Raw genomic sequence first — 21,309 nt, 5'->3', positions numbered from 1 at the left:
TTTCAGGTGAACAATCAACAACAATTGTCAGCATGTTGCGTGAAAAGCCCACAGATTGGGGCTTCCAGGCAATACGTGTAGGCGGGGTCAGAACTTGTTGTAGGAAGAAGGGAAAGTGCTGTTGAAAGCTGGATGCAGTTCCAGCTTTCACCGGAATATTCAGGATTATTCCTGCCCAATCGACTCCAAAAACTCCGACCGCTCGTCACTCATCCGCGCGATGCAATCGTTCTGGGCAATGGTGAATGCCTTGCTGCCACTCGTGGCCGGGAAGGCCTCCACGGCGCAGTCGGCATCCCGGGTCTTCAACCATTGCTGTTGCGCGGCCTTGAGCTTGGCGGTGATGTCGGCCAGTTGCGACGGGTTTTTGCCGTATTGCGACTGCATGCGCTCGGTCAGGCCCAGCAGGTTTTCCTTGAGCAGGTCTTCGGCGGTGGTTTTGCTGAAGGCCGAGCACTCGAGGGTCTGGACGTCGTTTTCGACTTTGTCGCACGGGTTGTCGTCGGACTCCTGCGCTGCGTGTACGCCGGTCGCAATCAATGCCAAAGCCAGAAGGATGGATTTCATTCAGGTCGCCGCTCTATTCCAGTGATGCGGCGAATTCTGGCCCAAGCCGATGGCCTTGAACAGGGAGGCGATCGTGGCTGAAGACGACCCTTTGTCGCGGATTGACGCTTTCGGCAAACCCCCTGTCGTTTTTGCACCCGGCTGCTTGGGCACCGAGGCATATGCTGGCCCCAAAGCGCCGGCAGACGATTCGGCGCATGAATCGCTAATAGGGGACAGCCTGATGAGCCCAGCCGAATTGCACGCCGACAGCATCGTTATCGACGGGCTGATTATTGCCAAGTGGAACCGTGAACTGTTCGAAGACATGCGCAAGGGCGGTTTGACCGCGGCCAACTGCACCGTGTCGGTGTGGGAGGGCTTTCAGGCCACCGTCAACAACATTGCCGCGAGCCAGAAGCTGATCCGCGAGAACAGCGACCTGGTGATGCCGGTGCGCACTACCGCCGACATCCGCAAGGCCAAGGAACTGGGCAAGACCGGCATCCTCTTCGGCTTCCAGAATGCCCACGCCTATGAAGACCAGATCGGCTATGTCGAGGTGTTCAAGCAGCTCGGCGTTGGCATCGTGCAGATGTGCTACAACACCCAGAACCTGGTGGGTACCGGTTGCTACGAGCGTGATGGCGGCCTGTCGGGCTTCGGTCGCGAAATCGTCGCCGAGATGAACCGGGTAGGCGTGATGTGCGACCTGTCCCACGTTGGCTCCAAGACTTCCGAAGAAGTCATCCTCGAATCGAAGAAGCCGGTCTGCTACTCCCACTGCCTGCCGTCGGGGCTCAAGGAGCACCCGCGCAACAAATCCGATGAAGAACTCAAGTTCATTGCCGACCACGGCGGTTTTGTCGGCGTGACCATGTTCGCTCCGTTCCTGGCCAAGGGCATCGATTCGACCATCGACGACTACGCCGAAGCCATCGAGTACGTGATGAACATCGTCGGCGAAGACGCCATCGGCATCGGCACTGACTTCACCCAGGGCCATGGCCAGGACTTCTTCGAATACCTGACCCACGACAAGGGCTACGCCCGCCGCCTGACCAGCTTCGGCAAGATCATCAACCCGCTGGGCATCCGCACCGTGGGCGAGTTCCCGAACCTGACCGAGACCCTGCTCAAGCGCGGCCATTCCGAGCGCGTGGTACGCAAGATCATGGGCGAGAACTGGGTAAACGTCCTGAAAGATGTCTGGGGCGAATAAGCCGCCACACCTCTGAATCCTTTCCCGCTGCCGTCCGTGCAGCGGGCAACACAACGAATTTTCTGGAGTTAAGTTTCCATGGCCAAGATCGCCCCGCAATTGCCAATCGAAGTCGACAGCGAAACCGGTGTCTGGACCTCCGACGCCCTGCCGATGCTGTATGTGCCGCGCCATTTCTTCGTCAACAACCACATGGGCATCGAGGAAGTGCTGGGCGCTGAGGCCTATGCCGAAATCCTCTACAAGGCCGGCTACAAGTCCGCCTGGCACTGGTGTGAAAAAGAGGCCGAATGCCACGGCCTGGAAGGCGTCGCGGTGTTCGAGCACTACATGAAGCGCCTGTCGCAGCGCGGCTGGGGCCTGTTCAAGATCCAGGACATCGACCTCGACAAAGGCACCGCCAGCGTCAAGCTCGAGCACTCGGCGTTCGTCTACGTCTACGGCAAGGTCGGGCGCAAGGTCGACTACATGTTCACCGGTTGGTTTGCCGGTGCGATGGATCAGATTCTCGCCGCTCGCGGCAGCAAGATCCGCACCGTGGCCGAGCAAGTCTACGGTGGCTCCGAAGAGGGCCACGAAGACGGCTTGTTTATCGTCAAGCCGTTGTAAGTCGAGGAACCCGCCATGGCTTTCGAAGCAATGTTCCAGCCGATCCAGATCGGCAAACTGACCATCCGTAACCGCGTGCTCAGCACCGCGCACGCCGAGGTTTATGCGACCGACGGCGGCATGACCACCGATCGGTACGTCAAGTACTACGAAGAGAAAGCCAAGGGCGGGATCGGCCTGGCGATTTGCGGGGGTTCGTCCGTAGTCGCCATCGACAGCCCGCAGGAATGGTGGAGCTCGGTGAACCTGTCCACCGATCGCATCATTCCGCACTTCCAGAATCTGGCCGACGCCATGCACAAGCACGGCGCCAAGATCATGATCCAGATTACCCACATGGGCCGTCGCTCCCGTTGGGACGGCTTCAACTGGCCGACGCTGATGTCGCCGTCCGGCATTCGTGAACCGGTGCACCGCGCCACCTGCAAAACCATCGAGCCGGAGGAAATCTGGCGGGTGATCGGCAACTACGCGCAAGCTGCGCGTCGCGCCAAGGCCGGTGGACTGGACGGCGTCGAACTGTCGGCCGTGCACCAGCACATGATCGACCAGTTCTGGAGCCCTCGGGTCAACAAGCGTACCGACGAATGGGGCGGCACCTTCGAAGGCCGCATGAAGTTCGGTCTGGAAGTGCTCAAGGCCGTGCGCGCCGAGGTCGGTGACGATTTCTGCGTGGGCATGCGTATCTGCGGTGACGAATTTCACCCCGATGGCCTGTCCCACGAGGACATGAAGCAGATCGCCAAGTATTACGACGACACTGGCATGCTCGATTTCATCGGCGTCGTGGGTTCGGGTTGCGACACCCACAACACCCTGGCCAACGTGATTCCGAACATGAGTTATCCACCGGAGCCGTTCCTGCACCTGGCGGCCGGTATCAAGGAAGTGGTCAAGGTTCCCGTGCTGCACGCGCAGAACATCAAGGACCCGAACCAGGCGACCCGTATTCTGGAAGGCGGCTACGTCGACATGGTCGGCATGACCCGCGCGCACATCGCCGACCCGCACCTGATCGCCAAGATCAAGATGGGCCAGGTCGACCAGATCAAGCAGTGCGTCGGCGCCAACTACTGCATCGACCGTCAGTACCAGGGCCTGGACGTGCTGTGCATCCAGAACGCTGCGACCTCCCGTGAATACATGGGCGTGCCGCACATCATCGAGAAAACCACCGGTAAAAAACGCAAGGTGGTGGTGGTCGGTGCCGGCCCGGCGGGGATGGAAGCCGCTCGTGTGGCCGCCGAGCGTGGTCACGACGTGACCCTGTTCGAGAAGAAGGAATTCATCGGTGGGCAGATCACCACGGCGTCGAAAGCGCCGCAGCGTGACCAGATCGCCGGTATCACCCGCTGGTATCAGCTGGAACTGGCACGGTTGAAAGTCGACCTGCGCCTGGGCACCGCGGCGGATGCGCCGACCATCATGGACCTGCGTCCGGATGTGGTGGTGCTGGCGGTCGGCGGTCATCCGTTCATCGAGCAGAACGAGCATTGGGGCGCGGCTGAAGGTCTGGTGGTCAGCAGCTGGGACATTCTCGATGGCAAGGTAGCGCCGGGCAAGAACGTACTGGTCTACGACACCATTTGCGAATTCACCGGCATGTCGACCGCCGACTTCATTGCCGACAAGGGCAGTCAGGTCGAGATCGTCACCGACGACATCAAGCCTGGCGTGGCGATTGGCGGTACGTCGTTCCCGACTTACTACCGCAGCATGTATCCGAAAGAAGTGATCATGACCGGCGACATGATGCTGGAGAAGGTCTACCGCGAAGGCGACAAGCTGGTGGCGGTGCTGGAAAACGAATACACCGGCGCCAAAGAGGAGCGGGTGGTGGACCAGGTGGTCGTTGAAAACGGCGTGCGCCCGGACGAAGAAATCTACTACGCGCTGAAGGAAGGCTCGCGTAACAAAGGCCAGATCGACGTCGAAGCCTTGTTCGCGATCAAGCCGCAGCCATGCCTGGAACAGAGCGGCGACGGCTACCTGCTTTTCCGCATCGGCGACTGCGTGGCCCAGCGTAACGTACACGCGGCGATCTACGACGCGCTGCGGTTGTGCAAGGATTTCTAAGAGCTTGTGGACAACCCCTGTAGGAGCGAGCTCGCTCGCGATGGATTTGAAGGCGCCGCGTTTCTCCAGACCGCACGCGTCATCGTTAACGCCCATCGCGAGCAAGCTCGCTCCTACAGAGGATCGAGCAAGGCATCCAGGTAGTTAAGCCCGAGGTCTTTGGGAGCTCCACCATGTTGAACACCCTTCTTCCAATCCTGTTGTTCGCTGCTCTGGGCCTTGGTGTCCTGGGCGCGTTGCGGCGGGTGGCCATGTGGCGCCGAGGCCGGGCTTCGAAAGTCGACCTGATCGGTGGCCTGTTCGCCATGCCCAAGCGCTACATGGTCGACTTGCACCATGTGGTGGCGCGGGACAAATACATTGCCAATACCCACGTCGCCACGGCTGGCGGTGCGGTGGCGTCCATCGTGCTGGCGATTCTGGTACATGGTTTCGGCCTGCATAACCGTTTCCTCGGCTATGCGCTGCTGCTGATGACGGCGGTCATGTTCGTCGGCGCGATCTTTGTTTACCTGCGTCGGCGCAATCCGCCGGCGCGCCTGTCGAAAGGCCCGTGGATGCGCCTGCCGAAAAGCCTGCTGGCGTTCTCGGCCTCGTTCTTCCTGGTGACCCTGCCGGTGGCGGGCATCCTCCCGGAAAACTTCGGTGGCTGGCTGTTGGCGGCGATTCTCGGGGTTGGTGTGTTGTGGGGCGTGTCGGAACTGTTCCTCGGCATGACCTGGGGTGGGCCGATGAAGCACGCCTTTGCCGGTGCCTTGCACCTGGCCTGGCACCGTCGCGCCGAGCGCTTCGGTGGCGGCCGTTCCACTGGCTTGAAGCCGCTGGATCTTAGCGACCTGGCTGCGCCACTGGGTGTGGAAAAACCCAAGGATTTCACCTGGAACCAGTTGCTCGGTTTCGATGCCTGCGTGCAGTGCGGTAAATGCGAAGCAGCGTGCCCGGCGTTTGCCGCCGGCCAGCCGCTGAACCCGAAAAAACTGATTCAGGACATGGTCGTCGGCCTGGCCGGTGGCACCGATGCGAAGTTCGCCGGCAGTCCGTATCCGGGCAAGGCCATCGGTGAGCACGCCGGTAATCCGCATCAACCGATCGTCAACGGTCTGGTGGACGCTGAAACCCTGTGGTCGTGCACCACCTGCCGCGCCTGCGTCGAGGAATGCCCGATGATGATCGAGCACGTCGATGCCATCGTCGACATGCGCCGTCATCTGACCCTGGAAAAGGGCGCCACGCCGAACAAAGGCGCGGAAGTCCTGGAAAACCTGATCGCCACTGACAACCCGGGCGGCTTCGCGCCAGGCGGGCGGATGAACTGGGCGGCAGACTTGAACCTCAACCTGCTCAGCGAAAAGAAATCCACTGACGTGCTGTTCTGGGTTGGCGACGGCGCCTTCGACATGCGCAACCAGCGCACCCTGCGCGCCTTCGTCAAAGTGCTCAAGGCGGCGAAAATCGACTTCGCCGTGCTCGGCCTCGAAGAACGCGACAGCGGTGACGTGGCGCGGCGCCTGGGCGACGAAGCAACCTTCCAGCTGTTGGCCAAGCGCAACATCCAGACCCTGGCCAAGTACAGCTTCAACCGCATCGTCACCTGCGATCCGCACAGCTTCCACGTGCTGAAAAACGAGTACGGCGCGTTTGATGGCAACTACCTGGTGCAGCACCACAGCACCTACATGGCGGAAATCATCCAGGCCGGCGCGCTGAACCTCGGTCAGCACAAAGGCGACAGCGTGACCTACCACGACCCGTGCTACCTCGGTCGCTACAACGGCGAATACGAGGCACCGCGTGAGGTACTGCGCGCCCTCGGGATCGAAGTGAAAGAGATGCAACGTTCCGGCTTCCGCTCGCGCTGCTGCGGCGGTGGTGGCGGCGCACCGATCACCGACATTCCCGGCAAGCAACGCATTCCCGACATGCGCATGGAAGACATCCGCGAGACCGGTGCCGAACTGGTGGCCGTGGGTTGTCCACAATGCACGGCGATGCTCGAAGGCGTGGTCGAACCCCGGCCGCTGATCAAGGACATTGCCGAACTGGTGGCAGACGCGCTGCTCGACGACGCCGCGCCCGCCAAGACACCCGCCAAGCGCGAACCTGCGGAGGCCCACTGATGAGCGACATTATCCGCCGCGACCCCCGGGCCGAATGGATCGCCCGCAACCGTCTGCATCCGCTGCACGCGGCCATGCAGCCGGCGCAACACAGCTGGATGGGGCCGAACGGCGTCATCCGCAAGAATCCCCATGGCATTGGCTTTATCGGCCCCAACGGCATCAAGCGCATCGACCGCAGCGGCGCACAGCAGGGCGGGGCGACTAAGCGTTCAGCCGCTGTCGAAGTGCAATTGCCATTGCATCAGGTGGCCGCGCCGGCGTTTTACATCAGCGTGGTGCCGGACATGGTCGGTGGTCGCTTGAGCAGTCACGATCGCGACTTGCTGGGCCTTGCCCATCAACTGGCCGGCAAGGACGGCGCGGTGCTGGCGGTGGTGTTCGGTGAGCACAAGGAAAACGCGTTTGCCACGGCGGGCGTCGACCGCCTGCTGGTGCTGGATGGCGAAGAATTCAACGGTTATGCACCGGAACAACGGGTCCAGGGCCTGCGGGCTGTGGATAACCAGTTCAGCCCGCGTCACTGGTTGCTGCCGGACAGCCGCAGTGGCGGTGGCGAACTCGGCCGGCGTTTTGCCGCGGCACTGGGCGAACGCCCGGCCACGCGGGTCTGGCAAGTCAAGGATCAGGAGTGCATCGGCCGCGCCGGCGCGGGTCTGCAAGACCTTGCCCGTCCGCTGGCGCGATTGATTCTGGCGGCTGCCGAGTGCGCTGAACCTGTCAGCGAAACCCGTCACGAAGCGCTGCCTGTGGAGTTATCCACAACCGTGGCGCGCAGCCTGTCGCGGATCGAAGATCTGGGCGCGGTGGCCGTCGATCCGGCAGCAATTCCCATGGCCGAAGCCGAGTTCATTTTCTCCGGCGGCAACGGGGTCAAGGATTGGGGACTTTTCCACAGGACAGCAGAAGCCCTCGGCGCGACCGAAGGCGCATCGCGGGTGGCAGTGGACGATGGCTTCATGGCTCGCGACCGTCAGGTCGGGGCATCCGGCACCTGGGTTACCGCACGGGTCTATGTGGCGGTGGGGATTTCCGGAGCGATCCAGCACCTGCAAGGCATTGGTGCCTGCGACAAGGTGGTGGCGATCAACCTCGACCCTGGCTGCGACATGATCAAGCGCGCGGACCTCTCGGTGATCGGCGAGAGTGCGGAGATTCTTCAAGCCTTGATCGAGGCGGTAGAGGCTTACCGCAACGACGCCAAGCGCGATGCGGCTTAAGGGAAGGAAAGGGTTATGAGCACGAAAATCATCAGCCTGGTGTCCATCGGCGCCCACCCGACGTCCGGTCGGCCGCGTCGCGCGGAACAGGATGCACGGGCAGTAGAACTGGGCCTGCAACTGGCTGGGGATAACCTGCAAGTGCTGCATGCCGGCGACATTGCCGAGCCTGCATTGCGCGCTTACCTGGGCATGGGACTTGAGCAACTGCATGTGCTGGAGCAACCGCAAGGCGCCGACGCGCTACCGGCACTGACCGAGTATCTGCGCGATGCCGGTGCTCAGGTGGTGTTGACTGGCAGCCAGGCGGAAACCGGTGAAGGCTCTGGCATGTTGCCGTTTCTGCTGGCGGAAAGCCTGGGCTGGCCGTTGGTGGTGGGGCTGGCGCAGGTCGAGTCCATCGATGGCAGTTCGGCGCTGGTGTTGCAAGCCTTGCCGCGCGGTCAACGTCGTCGGCTGAAGGTGCGCCTGCCGTTTCTGGCGACGGTGGATAATGCTGCACCCAAGCCTCGGCAGAGTGCCTATGGCCCGGCCCGACGCGGCGTGCTGCAAGCGCAGGAAGTTGAAGTCATCGACGATGAACTGCTCGCGGTCGCCAGTCTGCAACCGGCCAAGCCACGACCCAAGCGCCTGAAGGTGATCAAGGCCAAGAGCGGTGCCGACCGCATGAAAGCCGCGACGGCCAAGGCCAGTGGCGGAGGCGGGCAGGTGCTCAAGGGCGTGACGGCCCAGGCCGGGGCCGAGGCGATTCTGAAGTTGCTGATTGAGGAAGGTGTGGTTCGCTAGGGCTGCGCTGCAAGCCGCAACAACCGGACAAACAACCGTGCCGTCGCTGCGTTGTCGCGTCTCAAGCGCTCGCGTTAAATCGGGCGCTCAAAGCCCTGTGGAGTTCAATTAAATGGAAGTGCTGTTTCGTTTGGCCACGCGCGGCGATGTGCGTGAGATTGCTCGCCTGTTTCAAATTTCGTCGGAAGGCGCTTCGGATTACATCTGGAGCCAACTGGCCGAACCCGGCCAGGCATTACTGGATGTCGGTGCCATTCGGTATGCCCGCGACGACGTGGATTTTTCCTACCAGAACTGCCTGATTGCCGAGGCCGGTGGCCAGGTCATTGGCATGATGCACAGCTACGTGATGCGTCACGATCCACTGGCGGAGCCGACGACCGATCCGGTACTGGCGCCTTACGCCGACATGGAGGTGCCCGATACTCTGTACATCTCCAGCCTGGCCCTGCATGAAGGCTGGCGCAATCGGGGGCTGGGCGTGCAGTTTCTCGCCCATGCTCAAGAACGTGCCGACCGACTGGGGCTCAATGGCCTGAGCCTGATCGACTATGCCGCCAACACTGGCGCCCGGCGCTTTTACGAGCGGCACGGTTTCGGGATCATCAAAACCTGCCAGGTCACCCCTCATCCAATGATCCGCGTCACCGGTGAAGCCTATCTTATGCACAGGCCCTGATCCTGCCGCGTGAAAGTGCAAACGACGGTTATCCACAACTCCATGGATAACCTTTGTCACCCTGCGTACCCCAGCCCGTTGAACTACAGTTTTCTATGCGCTGTTTAAGGGTGCAGCACGATTTCGGGAGCTATCTGACGTTCAGCGCTTACTCATAAAACCTGGCTTTTATGAATGGGTTGTATATGAACGCTTGCGGTCGGGCCTTGATGCTCTTTGCATCGGCCATGTGTCTGTCTTCGGGATTGATGTCTGCCATCCAGACAAAAGCTCCCGCGGCACGTGCCGATGGCGTTGCGGATTTCTATCAGTGGATGGAGTCTGAGCAGGGGCAGAAAGCGTCTCTGGTGCAGCTGAGGCAGCAGTGCGAGAAAGTGCTGGATGCTGCTGAAAACCTCAGTTGCTCTGTGTCGGTTCTAGCCAGAATATTCGAGGTCAAAGCCGCAAATCAGCTCCCCGAATATTATCTGGCAATCAAGCGTAAACACGCTCTGGCGATCGAAAGGGATCCGGAGCTGAAAGCATTGTTTTCAATGTTCGGCAACGAATCTCTCTCGACCCTGAGAGCCATCGACGATTTCTCTGTGAAAAGAACCAGGCAGCGAGAAGTGCTTGCGATTCATCCTTATTCCAGTGAGTTTCTCATCGCCAAAGAGGTGCTGCCATTCATTGATGTCAGCGCGGCAAATGGTCATTCCTCACGTTTCATTCTCGATACGGGCGCGCCGCAAACCCGAGTCAACAACGAAACTGCGAAACTGATGGGGGTCAAGCTGCTAACCGACTCGCACTATGCCTACAGCACTTTTTATGGTGAACGTGACGTGTCTGCCAGGCTCGGGATTCTTGAATCCATAAAAGTAGGAGCAAGCGAATTCAGGAACGTCCTGGTCTTTGTCAGCGATAGGGACAACTTGTTGGGGCTGGATTTGATCAGCAAGCTGGGGCGGCTGAAAATCACCAGGAAAACGCTGGAGCTCAATGCCGCGCCTTCCGAGCGCTGTGACTCGCCGATTATCTACACCCGTATGGATATCAACCAACGACTGGCCATCACCGCGAGGCTGGACAACCGGGTGACGTTGGCGATTGTGGATACCGGGAATATCGATTACCTGACGTCGGCTTCGCCGGGCAGTCCGATGAACGTCGTCGCGTCCCTGACCCCTGGCAGCTCGCCCATCAGCGCCGCCTCTCAAGAGCGCTACCAGACCTTCAAAGGCGTATTGACCTTGCCGGGCAATACCATGGCAATTCACTACAAATACTATCCAGGCTTCACCATCCCGCCGTCGTTGGTGCTTGGGCGATACGTGCCCTCGATTCTGCTCGGGTGGCGCGCATTCAAGGACTTTGAATTGAATCTGGATATCGAGTCGGGGCGGTCGTGTTTTAACAAGATCTGACCATTTCAGTTCGCCCCCAATGTGTTTACCCACAATCCCTGTTAGCGCTTCTGTGGATAACATGTTCACCCCTCGCTACAGCCCATGCAAATCGGGGGCTACAGCCCTTAGATCAAAAAACACCCAGCTTAACCTGCGGTTTTTGAACGACTTTTCCACTGAATGAGTGCATGCGGGAGCAAGGACTTGCCCCCAATCTCTGTTGGCGTTTCTGTGGATAAGATGTTCGCTTACCGCTACAGACCTTATAAAACGTGCTCTTCAGGTGTTTGGTTAAAAATCGATCAATTCACCGGTTTTTACGGTTATACCGTCCGAAAACTCAGAAAGTCCGAGGTTATCAGCGGTTTTCCACAGCCCCCTCGAAGTTGCCCCCAAAGTCTGTTGGCGCTTCTGTGGATAAGGTGTTTGTCATCCGCCACAGGCCATGTAGAACGTGGTGTTCATGGTGTTGATCAAAAAATGATCTATGCCCGCCGAGAACTCTGGTTTTGAATAAGTCACGGATTTTCTTCAGTTTCTGTGGAGAAAGTTTCCAGCATTTGCATAGTTGTCCCCATTTGCTGTGGGTGGCTATGTGGATAACTTGTTCGCCAAACCCCACAAACCCCGCCGGCTATAGTGCGCAACGCGATAGCTCAGATTTCGTACAGTTCTAGGTCAAAACCTTGACTTCAATCTGTCGCCTGTCTTCACTCCAATGGCACAAGGACAGCCGTCACTTATCCACATCAGGTTCAGGGAGAACACATGATGGATAGCCAGCCCCATCGCTCGTCCCCTAATCCCTGTACGTTCCGCGCTTTGCTGGCGACGCCGTTGCCGCGCAAACGCACGCTGCGTCGTACCGCCAACCAGCGCGCTCGCCTATAGCGCCTGAATCCTGCCCAAACCGTTGTGCTGCCGCCGGGTGCGCCCGGAGGCCAGGTGCCCGTTCGCCCATTGATTGCAGGCAACCTCAGAGTTGCCCAATTTGCCTGAGAGGAACCTACTCATGACACGGATTGCAACGCCCATCAGCGAGATCAAGGAACACTACGACGTGATCGTCATCGGTTCCGGTTACGGCGGCGGCATTGCCGCGTCGCGCCTGTCCCGGGCCGGTAAACGGGTGTGCCTGCTGGAGCGAGGTCGGGAAATCCGCCCCGGCGAGTACCCCAACACCATGCTCGCCGCCACTGAAGAGCTGCAGGTGCATGATCCGGACGGCCACATCGGTTCACGCACCGGGCTGTTCGACTTGCACGTCAATGCCCAACAGAACGTGGTGGTGGGCTGCGGCCTCGGTGGAACGTCGTTGATCAACGCCAACGTCTCCCTGGAACCGGAGCCCGGGGTGTTTGACGACCCGCGCTGGCCGCCGCAAGTGCGCGAACACCGTGACACCCTGCTCAGGGACGGTTACGCCCGCGCCCGGGAAATGCTCAAGCCCAATCCCTATCCGAACACTGCGCCGAACCTGCCCAAACTCGACGCCAACAAAAAGTCCGCGGATTACCTCAAGCAGGGCGCACATTTCTACAAGCCGCCGATCAACGTGACCTTCGACAAACTGCCAAACAACACCAACCACGTCGGCGTCGAGCAGCTGCCGTGCAATCACTGCGGTGACTGCGTTTCGGGCTGTAACAACAAGGCCAAGAACACCACACTGATGAATTACCTGCCGGACGCCTGGAACCATGGCGCGGAGATTTTCTGTCAGGCCGAGGTGCGGTATCTGGAGCGCGACGGCGATGGCTGGATCGTGCACTTCCAGTACCTGGACAGCGGTCGCGAAAAGTTTTCCGCGCCGACCCTGTTCGTCAAGGCCGACATCGTCGTGGTCTCTGCCGGCACTCTCGGCTCCACCGAAATCCTCCTGCGCTCTCGCGACAAAGGCCTGGCAATGTCCGGCCAGCTCGGCGAGAACATGAGCGGCAACGGCGACATCCTCGGCTTCGGCCACAACTGCGAACAGAGCATCAACGGTATCGGTTTCGGCGCGCATCCGGCCAAGGAAATGCACCCGGTCGGTCCGTGCATTACCTCGATCATCGACATGCGTACCGAAGGCGATTGGCGCAGCCGCATGGTCATCGAAGAAGGTTCGATCCCCGGCGCCCTCGGCCGGCCGATGGTGCCGAGCATGGCCGGGTTCGCCGAGTTGCTTGGCGTGCCGAGCGACGACACATTCAGCGCCAAGGTGAAGTACAAGGAACGCGAAGTCGAGAGCTTCCTGCGTGGCCCGTACTACGGCGCGCTGCACAACATGCAGACCTACCTGATCATGAGTCACGACAGCGGCAACGGACGCATGCTGCTCGACAGCAAGGACCAACTGCGTATCGACTGGCCGGGTGTCGGCGAGCAGGAAAACGTCAAACTCGGCAACGAACGGCTGCACCAGAGCACCAAGGCGCTGGGCGGGATCTGGGTGGAAAATCCGATCTGGACCAAGTTGCTCAAGCACAGCATCGTCTCGGTACACCCGTTGGGCGGTTGCGTGATGGGCGAGGACGCGGCGCAAGGCGTGGTCAACCACAAGGGGCAGGTGTTCAGTGGTGCCAGCGGCAGCGATGTGTACGCCTCGTTGTATGTGACCGACGGTGCGGTTATCCCGACGTCGCTGGCGGTCAACCCACTGCTGACCATCTCGGCGGTGAGCGAGCGCAATATGGGACTGCTGGCGGCTGATCGCGGCTGGCACATCGACTACACACTGCCGTCGGCGCCGCGTAAGCCGTCGGTGCCGCAGACTCTCGGTGTGCAGTTCACCGAAACCATGAAGGGCTATTTCTCCCGGGCCTTCACCGCTGCGCAAAGCACCGACCTGAAAGTCTATGAAGCCGCGGCCAAGCGTGGCGAAGCGGACAATTCACCGATCGACTTCACCCTGACCATCACTGCCGCCGACCTCAATCGTATGATCAAGGAGCCGGAGCATGCCGCAACCCTGGTCGGCACGGTTAACGCTCCGGCGTTGTCACCTGAGCCGCTGACCGCCAGCAATGGTGTGTTCAACCTGTTCGAGCAGTATCAGCAACAGGTCGGCGTGCGCCACATGAACTACGAAATGAAGCTGACCGCCGAGAACGGCAGCGATTACTTCTTCAGCGCCTTCAAAACCGTGCCGGAAGACAATGGTGTGCTGAACATCTGGCACGACACCAGCACCCTCTACATCACGCTGTATCGCGGGCCGGACAAGAGTGGCGAGGTGATTGGCTGCGGGGTGATGCACATCCACCCGACCGATTTCGCCAAACAGATGACCACCATGAAGGTGCTCAACGCCCGCAACGAGCGCGAGCGCATCGACGGTCTGGCGCGCTTCGGCAAGTTCTTCGCCGGCATCCTCTGGGAAAGCTACGGCGGGGTGTTCGCCGGTGACATCTACTTCAACCCCGATGCACCGCCACGGCAAAAACGACCGCTGGATGCGCCGCCACCGAGCGTGCATTTCTTTTCCACCGAGGATGGCGTCGAACTAAGGCTGACCCGTTACCAGGGCGGCACAAAAGGCCCGGTGATGCTGGTACATGGCTTGGGGGTGGGTTCGAACATTTTCTCCACCGATACCATCCAGACCAACCTGCTGGAATACCTGTGCAAGCATGACTACGACGTCTGGTTGCTGGATTTGCGGGTGAGCATTCTGCTACCGGCGAGCAAGCGGGAATGGAACGGCGACCAGATTGCCCAATACGATTTCAAGGCGGCCATCGCTCGGATCCAGCAGGAAACCAAGGCTGACGATGTGCAGTGCGTGGTGCATTGCTACGGCGCGACGACTTTCTTCATGTCGCTGCTGGCCGGGTTGCAGGGCGTGCGTTCGGTGGTCTGCTCGCAGATTGCCGCCGACACCGTGGTCGCCACGGCGACAGGCTTGAAGGCCGGGCTGCACCTGCCGGGGATGCTCGACGCGCTCGGCATCAAATCACTCACTGCCTATGCCGACAGCAAGGAGAACTGGTTCAACAAACTCTACGACAAAGCTCTCAACGGCTATGCGCGGATCGAAGCCCAGGGTTACTGCACCAACCCGGTGTGCCACCGCATCACCTTCATGTACGCCTCGCTGTACCGCCACGACACCCTCAATGAAACCCTGCACGACAACCTGCACGAGCTGTTTGGTGAGTCGAACATGCACACCTTCGAGCATCTGGCGCTGATCGTGCGCAAGGGGCATCTGGTGGACTTCAAGGGTCATGACGTGTACATGCCGCACTTCGAGCGCTTGAGCATGCCGATTTGCTTCATCAGCGGCGCCGACAACCAATGCTACCTGCCGGAAAGCACGCTCAAGACCTACGAGCGGGTATGCAAGGTCCACGGACCGGAGCGCTACAGCCGGCACGTGGTGCCGGGCTACGGCCACATCGACTGCATGTTCGGCAAGAACGCGGTGGTGGATGTGTACCCGATCATCCTTGGACACCTGGAGAAAACAGCTCTCGGCTGACTCGAGGCCGAGTCGACTGCTTCGCGGGCAAGCCCGCTCCCACAAGGTGACTGCATTCCTGTGTGGGAGCGGCTTGCTCGCCAAAGCTGAGTACCAGGCACCGCACGATGTGAGTCTTGCACAAGGAAAAGGATGATATGGACACCTGCATCCGCTGGTTTCAACGCTTCATCTGGCTAGGCATTTTAATGAACATGGTGTTCGCAATCCCGGCGCTGTTTGCGCCGGCATTGCTGACCTCGATGCTCGGTATGCCGCCGCAACTCTCCGATCCGTGGCTGGAAAATGCCGGCATGCTGCTGGTGGGGATCAGCCTGTTCTACATGCCGTCAGGCTTCAACGCACCGCGATATGTCGTGCATTCGTGGCTGTGCGTGTTGTCGCGATTGGTCGCCGTGGCGTTCTGGATCTATCTGATCAACACCAGCAACCAGGCCCAGGTATTCGTGCCGATGCTGTTGGGCGATCTGAGCATGTTTCTGATCCTCGGGATTCTGCTGTACCTGGGCAGCGCTCCGGCCAATCGGCCTTGGGCGTTGCTTCGCGACGGCTGGCGTGAGTGGTGTGCAGCCTGGGCGCGACGCTGGCAGCAGCACAGCTTCAAGGTCGCCACGCTGATCGTGGTGCTGGCGCTGGGGTTCATCGGTTACCAGACCTGGTATCAGATGCTGCGGGTGGTGCCGGCCGAGCAATACGCCTCTGACGAAGACCACTACAAGTACGCCGCCATTGGTCTCGGTGTTGAGGCGCGGATCCCGTATTACCTGTTCGCCGTGCTGCCGCAAATGTGCCCGGAAAAATTGCCGAAGCCTGGTGGCTACGAAGTGTTCGGTTTCCTCTACGAAAACGGCAAGGATCTGCCGATCGGCATGGCCAAACGACAAATCGGCTACCCGACCGTGGAGCCCAACTGCGCGCTGTGCCACACCGGCTCCTACCGCGCCAATGCCAGCGACGTCGCCACTGCGGTGGCCAGTGCGCCGGCCAACACCCTGCAACTGCAAGCCTTCCAGTGGTTCGCCTACGATTGCGCCAGCGACCCGAAATTCACCACCGATGCGGTGATGGCGGCGATCAACAGCAAGTTCCAGCTCGGATTCTTCGAGCGGTTGTACAACCGCTACTTGATCATCCCGATGGCCACGAGCGCGCTGATCAAGCAGAAACAGGCCTATGCCTGGCAACAATTGCGCGCACCGCAAGGGCCGGGTCGCACCGACACCTTCAACCCGACGAAAATGGTGGTATTCGGCTTCCCGGATGATTCGACCATCGGCACCGTCGACTTGCCACAAGTCTGGAACCAGAAACCCCGGGAGTCGCTGTACCTGCACTGGGACGGCAATAACAACGACATTCACGAGCGCAACTATGCGGCGGCCATGGCCGTGGGCGCGACGCCGGAGTCGGTGCTGCCGGCCAGTTTCAACCGGGTGACCAACTGGCTGCTGGGCCACAAGGCACCGGCCTGGCCGTTCGCGCTGGATCAGGCCAAGGTCGCCCGGGGCAAGCCGGTCTGGGAAAACAACTGCGCCGGTTGCCATGATTTCGGCCGCACCGACACCGGTCAGGTCACCACCAACATTGATGAACTGGGTACCGATCCCCATCGGCTGAACTCGTTCACCACTGGTCTGGTGACGGCCTTCCATGGCTTCAAGAAATCGCCGTTCGATTTTGGCGCCTACCGCAAGACCCAGAGCTACAGCAACACGCCCACCGACGGCATCTGGTTACGCGCGCCGTACTTGCACAACGGTTCGGTGCCGACACTGTGGGATTTGCTGCAACCACCGCAACTACGGCCGCAGGTGTTCTTCACCGGCTCCGACATTTACGACCAGGACAAGGTTGGTTTCGTCACCAGTGGCGAGCAAGTGAAAGCCTCGGCGGACTTCAAATACGACACTCGTCTGGAGGGCAACCACAACGGTGGCCATCTGTACGGCACGCAACTGTCGGAACTCGATAAGCGGGCGCTCATTGAGTTCATGAAAACCCTGTGAATCCACTACGGATGGAGGAGTGCCAACATGTCATTAGCTGCTCATTGGGAACATGAATACGACAAGGTCAAGGTGCGCCTGCACGGTTTGCTCACACGTGTGGAAATGGCCTGGATGAAGCTCGTCAGCGAGCTCGAACCCGAGGAGTTCAAAGCCATCATCGCGCTGCTCAAACGTGGTCACGATCAGGCGCAGTACGTGCTCAAGCACGGTGAGTTGCCGGACGATCAGCCGAGCGTGCCGTGGGAGTTGGCCCACGGCTTGTCGATCCTGCGCATCGGTAACGCCAGCCCGTTGCCACAATCGGTGGATGAGCTGCAAACCCGGGTGCTGAAGGATGGCAGTCTGCTCGGTTGCCGCAAATGGGAACTGCTCGATCTTTTATGGAGCGAGGCGCTGCTGAAGTGGATCGAAAACCTGCACCATCACGCACCGTTCGCCACTGACCCGGCACTGGTGAAAATGGAACGCGACGTGACCCTGGCGATCGCCGGCGACTGGGGGACCGGGCCATTCGACAGCCATGCCCCGGCGGTGGCAGTGGCCAATCAGATGCAACTGGCCCGGGCCAATTTCACCATTCACCTGGGGGATGTGTATTACGCCGGCACCCGTTCGCAGGAGGACGCGGACATGGCCGGTTGGCCGATGGGCACGCAGGGTTCGTTCACGCTCAATTCCAACCACGAGATGTACAGCGGCGCCCACGGCTATTTCAAGGAGCTGGCCAAGCGTTTTCCGGTGCAGCAGGGTACCAGTTACTTCGCGCTGTACAACGACGACTGGCTGGTGATCGGCCTCGACTCGGCGTATGCCTCGGACGCCATGAACCTGTACATGGATGGCACCCTGAACCAACCGCAGATCGACTGGATGAAAAGCCTGCCGAAGCGCAAGAAACTGATGGTGCTCAGTCATCATCAGGGCTTTGACATCTCAGGGCACAACAAGACCGCGCTGTATCAACCGGTGTGCGACGCCCTGGGGCGCGAGCCGGACTACTGGTATTGGGGGCATTTGCATAATGGCATCTGCTACGCGGCCCAGGGCGGGTTGCACGCACGTTGCGCCGGGCATGGGGCGATTCCCTACGGCAATGCCAGTGAACTGGACGGGCATTCGCGGGTGTTGTGGTCAGAAACGCAGAATGCGCGGGATCCGGCCTATCCGGATCGGGTATTGAACGGGTATGTGAAGGTGCGGCTGGTGGGGGAGAACATCGAAGAGACGTTTATTGGCGAGAATGGGACGGTGCGGTGGTCTTCAAGCTGATGGGGTGAATGTGAGGCCGCTTTCGCGAGCAAGCCCGCTCCCACCTTTGGTCTGTGTCGTTCACAAAACTTGTGTACGCCACCGATCCACTGTGGGAGCGGGCTTGCTCGCGAAGCTTTTGATCTTGATCAGCCCTGAACCGGAACCCCTTTGAGGTACGGCGCAGGCTCGGCCCCAAGATTGCTCAGCAGACGCTCGCTGTACCAGTCCACAAAGTTGACCACGCCGAACTCATAGGTCTTGGAGTACGGACCAGGCTGGTAGGCGGTGGAGTTGATGCCGCGCTGGTTCTCTTCGGCCAGGCGACGGTCCTGGTCGTTGGTGGCGTCCCAGACCTGGCGCATGCGCTCCACGTCGTAGTCCACGCCTTCGACCGCGTCCTTGTGCACGATCCACTTGGTGGTGACCATGGTTTCCTGGGCGCTGATCGGCCACACAGTGAACACAATGATGTGGTCGCCCATGCAGTGGTTCCACGAGTGCGGCAGGTGCAGGATGCGCATCGAGCCCAGGTCCGGGTTCTGGATGCGGCCCATCAGCTTGGCGCAGCCCTGTTTGCCGTCCATGGTCATCGATACCGTGCCCTTGAGCAGCGGCATGCGCACGATGCGGTTACGCAGGCCGAAGCTGGCGTGGGCGTAAGGGATCTTCTCCGCTTCCCAGGCAGCGGCGGAGGCTGCCACGTGGTCCTTGAACGCCTGGTCGGCGCGCGGGTCGGTGACGTCGTCCCATTCCAGCAGGGTTTTCAGCAGTTCCGGGTGCGACGCGTTGCAGTGGTAGCACTCGCGGTTGTTTTCCAGCACAAGCTTCCAGTTGGCCTTTTCCATCAAGGTGGTTTGCACCGCCACCTTGGTGTTCTCCATGTCGTACGGTTCCATGTAATGGTTGAGCGTCGACAGGAAGTCATCGATGGCCGGCGGGTTCTCCGCCAGGCTGATGAAGATGTAGCCACCGGCGGTCTTCACGTTCACCGGTTTGAGGCCGTACTGATTCATGTCGAAGTCGGCGCCCATTTCGGTGCCGGCGAACAGCAGGCGACCGTCGAGTTCGTAGGTCCACTGGTGATAGTGGCAAACCAGCTTGGCGACCTTGCCCTTGTCGCTGGTGCACAGGCGCGAGCCACGGTGGCGGCAGACGTTATGGAACGCATGCACCACGCCGTCGGCGCCACGGATGACGATGATCGGGTTCTTGCCGACCTGCAGGGTCAGGTAGTTGCCCTTGGTGGGGATCTCGCAGGTCATGCCGGCGATCAGCCACTCTTTCTGAAAGATTTCCTGCATGTCGATATCAAACAGGCGCTCGTCAGAGTAAAACGGCTGCGGCAGCGAGAACGTGCGCTCGCGCTCTTGCAGCATCTGGGCGGTGGCCTTGCGTGCGGGTTCCAGCGGATCGCCCAGGCTCAGGGTAGTAGTGACGTCCATCGTTTAATCCTCAAGGCCATTCTGTGTGGCCGGCGAAAGTGGCTAATCAGGTGTGCTGTTCAGGGTTGCTACGCAAGGTGTAAAGAATGTGTCTTGGTATGGGGCGAGTGTGGGGCCGGCGCAGGCCAGAACCTTATCCATGGGCGACATGGTGCAATCTGTTCCCGACGCGCAAGCCCCGGCAGTTGGGGGCTGGTCGCGATAAGCATGTCAATGTCGCAGATAGGTAAATGGGTGGTTCGCGCTATACGCAGAATCGCCAACATGAAGGCCGACAGTCGGCCGTGGAGATCAGCATGTCCAATAACTTCCTGAACCCGGTAACCACCCAGACCTGGGCCAATGGTCGACACATCGTCCGTTGCGTCAAAGTCATCCAGGAAACCTGGGATGTGCGCACCTTTTGCTTCATGGCCGATCAACCGATCATGTTCTTCTTCAAGCCGGGGCAGTTTGTCACCCTGGAGCTGGAGATTGAAGGTCAGCCGATCATGCGTTCTTACACCATCTCCAGCTCGCCTTCGGTGCCTTACAGCTTTTCGGTGACGATCAAGCGGGTTCCGGGCGGCAAGGTCTCGAACTGGCTGCACGACACCTTGCGCGAAGGTTATGAGCTGGCGGTGCACGGCCCGGTGGGGCTGTTCAACGCCATTGATTTCCCAAACCCGAAAGTACTGTATCTCAGCGGCGGCGTGGGGATCACACCGTGCATGTCCATGGCACGTTGGTTCTTCGATACCAACGGCAACGTCGACATGGCATTCATCCACAGTGCCCGCTCGCCCAAGGACATCATTTATCACCGCGAGCTGGAACATATGGCGGCGCGGATCGAAAACTTCAGCCTGCACCTGATTTGCGAGAAGCACGGGTTCGGTGAGCCGTGGGCCGGTTACCGTGGTTATCTGAACCACAAGATGCTCGAACTGATGGTTCCGGACTTCCTTGAGCGCGAAGTGTTCTGCTGCGGCCCGACGCCGTATATGAACGCGGTCAAGCGCCTGCTGGAAAACGCCGGCTTCAATATGAAGCGCTACCATGAAGAATCCTTTGGTGCGACTCCGCCCGAGGCCCGCGCCGACGCCGAGGAACATGCCGAACAAGCGGCTGAAGCACCGGAAGTGGACGCCGCGGACCTGCATGAAGTGGAGTTCACCGCCTCAGGCAAGAGCATCCGCGTGGCCCCGGGCGAGACCGTGCATGCGGCGGCGGCCAAGGTCGGCCTGATGATTCCGAAAGCCTGCGGCATGGGCATCTGCGGCACCTGCAAGGTATTGAAGCTGGGCGGCGAAGTGGAGATGGAGCACAACGGCGGGATCACCGAGGAAGACGAAGCCGAAGGGTACATCCTGTCGTGCTGCAGCGTGCCGAAGGGTGACGTGCGCATCGAGTACTGATCCACACCGCGCAACCTGTAGGAGCGAGCTTGCTCGCGATGGACGCTAACGATAACGCGTGCTGTCTGAATGATCGCGTTGTCCAGACGTTTTTCGCGAGCA

Annotated in this window: 14 protein-coding genes; 12 read left to right on the top strand and 2 right to left on the bottom strand. The window is 60.1% G+C overall.

Annotated elements, in window-relative coordinates; translation table 11 throughout:
* Positions 1 to 165: 165 nt before the first annotated feature.
* Positions 166 to 567, bottom strand: a complete 402-nt coding sequence (locus tag PMI29_RS25500; RefSeq protein ID WP_007994453.1) for a lysozyme inhibitor LprI family protein — start codon at positions 565 to 567, stop codon at positions 166 to 168.
* Positions 568 to 790: 223 nt separating this feature from the next.
* Between PMI29_RS25500 and PMI29_RS25505 the strand changes: the two genes are divergently transcribed.
* The 11 genes from PMI29_RS25505 (at position 791) to PMI29_RS25555 (ending at position 18,386) form a co-directional block, all read left to right on the top strand.
* On the top strand, positions 791 to 1,768 hold the full coding sequence (locus PMI29_RS25505; protein WP_033052003.1) for a dipeptidase: 978 nt from the start codon (positions 791 to 793) through the stop codon (positions 1,766 to 1,768).
* Positions 1,769 to 1,846: 78 nt separating this feature from the next.
* Positions 1,847 to 2,377, top strand: a complete 531-nt coding sequence (locus tag PMI29_RS25510; protein ID WP_007975505.1) for a DUF5943 domain-containing protein — start codon at positions 1,847 to 1,849, stop codon at positions 2,375 to 2,377.
* A 15-nt stretch (positions 2,378 to 2,392) separates the two neighbouring features.
* Positions 2,393 to 4,453, top strand: a complete 2,061-nt coding sequence (gene dgcA / locus PMI29_RS25515; RefSeq protein ID WP_007994448.1) for a dimethylglycine demethylation protein DgcA — start codon at positions 2,393 to 2,395, stop codon at positions 4,451 to 4,453.
* A gap of 173 nt (positions 4,454 to 4,626) precedes the next feature.
* Positions 4,627 to 6,570 (top strand): dimethylglycine demethylation protein DgcB, encoded by a 1,944-nt coding sequence (dgcB, locus tag PMI29_RS25520; protein WP_007994446.1) that lies wholly within the window; start codon positions 4,627 to 4,629, stop codon positions 6,568 to 6,570.
* Positions 6,570 to 7,790 carry an electron transfer flavoprotein subunit alpha gene (etfA, locus tag PMI29_RS25525; RefSeq protein WP_007994445.1) on the top strand — a complete coding sequence of 407 codons (1,221 nt, stop codon included), beginning with the start codon at positions 6,570 to 6,572 and terminating at the stop codon, positions 7,788 to 7,790. Before dgcB ends, etfA begins: the two co-directional genes overlap by 1 nt.
* 15 nt (positions 7,791 to 7,805) lie before the next feature.
* Positions 7,806 to 8,576 (top strand): electron transfer flavoprotein subunit beta, encoded by a 771-nt coding sequence (etfB, locus tag PMI29_RS25530; protein WP_007985972.1) that lies wholly within the window; start codon positions 7,806 to 7,808, stop codon positions 8,574 to 8,576.
* Positions 8,577 to 8,688: 112 nt separating this feature from the next.
* Positions 8,689 to 9,255, top strand: a complete 567-nt coding sequence (locus tag PMI29_RS25535; RefSeq protein ID WP_007994444.1) for a GNAT family N-acetyltransferase — start codon at positions 8,689 to 8,691, stop codon at positions 9,253 to 9,255.
* A gap of 170 nt (positions 9,256 to 9,425) precedes the next feature.
* A complete protein-coding gene (locus PMI29_RS25540) occupies positions 9,426 to 10,661 on the top strand; it encodes a retropepsin-like aspartic protease (protein ID WP_007994443.1) in 1,236 nt (411 codons plus the stop codon).
* Positions 10,662 to 11,655: 994 nt separating this feature from the next.
* Entirely contained in the window at positions 11,656 to 15,108 is a 3,453-nt protein-coding gene (locus tag PMI29_RS25545; protein ID WP_007994440.1) for an alpha/beta fold hydrolase, read from the top strand.
* 137 nt (positions 15,109 to 15,245) lie between these two features.
* Positions 15,246 to 17,114, top strand: a complete 1,869-nt coding sequence (locus tag PMI29_RS25550; protein ID WP_007994439.1) for a hypothetical protein — start codon at positions 15,246 to 15,248, stop codon at positions 17,112 to 17,114.
* A gap of 27 nt (positions 17,115 to 17,141) precedes the next feature.
* Positions 17,142 to 18,386 (top strand): metallophosphoesterase, encoded by a 1,245-nt coding sequence (locus PMI29_RS25555; RefSeq protein WP_007994436.1) that lies wholly within the window; start codon positions 17,142 to 17,144, stop codon positions 18,384 to 18,386.
* 128 nt (positions 18,387 to 18,514) lie between these two features.
* Here PMI29_RS25555 and gbcA read toward each other — a convergent pair whose 3' ends face one another.
* Positions 18,515 to 19,810 (bottom strand): glycine-betaine demethylase subunit GbcA, encoded by a 1,296-nt coding sequence (gene gbcA / locus PMI29_RS25560; protein WP_007994434.1) that lies wholly within the window; start codon positions 19,808 to 19,810, stop codon positions 18,515 to 18,517.
* Between the two features lie 296 nt (positions 19,811 to 20,106).
* Here gbcA and gbcB point away from each other — a divergent pair, with 296 nt between their 5' ends.
* On the top strand, positions 20,107 to 21,207 hold the full coding sequence (gene gbcB, locus PMI29_RS25565; RefSeq protein ID WP_007994433.1) for a glycine-betaine demethylase subunit GbcB: 1,101 nt from the start codon (positions 20,107 to 20,109) through the stop codon (positions 21,205 to 21,207).
* Positions 21,208 to 21,309 lie beyond the last annotated feature (102 nt).

This window comes from Pseudomonas sp. GM49 (assembly GCF_000282355.1).
In the GTDB taxonomy this organism is placed as follows: Bacteria; Pseudomonadota; Gammaproteobacteria; order Pseudomonadales; family Pseudomonadaceae; genus Aquipseudomonas.
The sequence above is the reverse complement of the archived record's forward strand: the minus strand, read 5'-3'. Positions and strand labels throughout refer to the sequence as shown.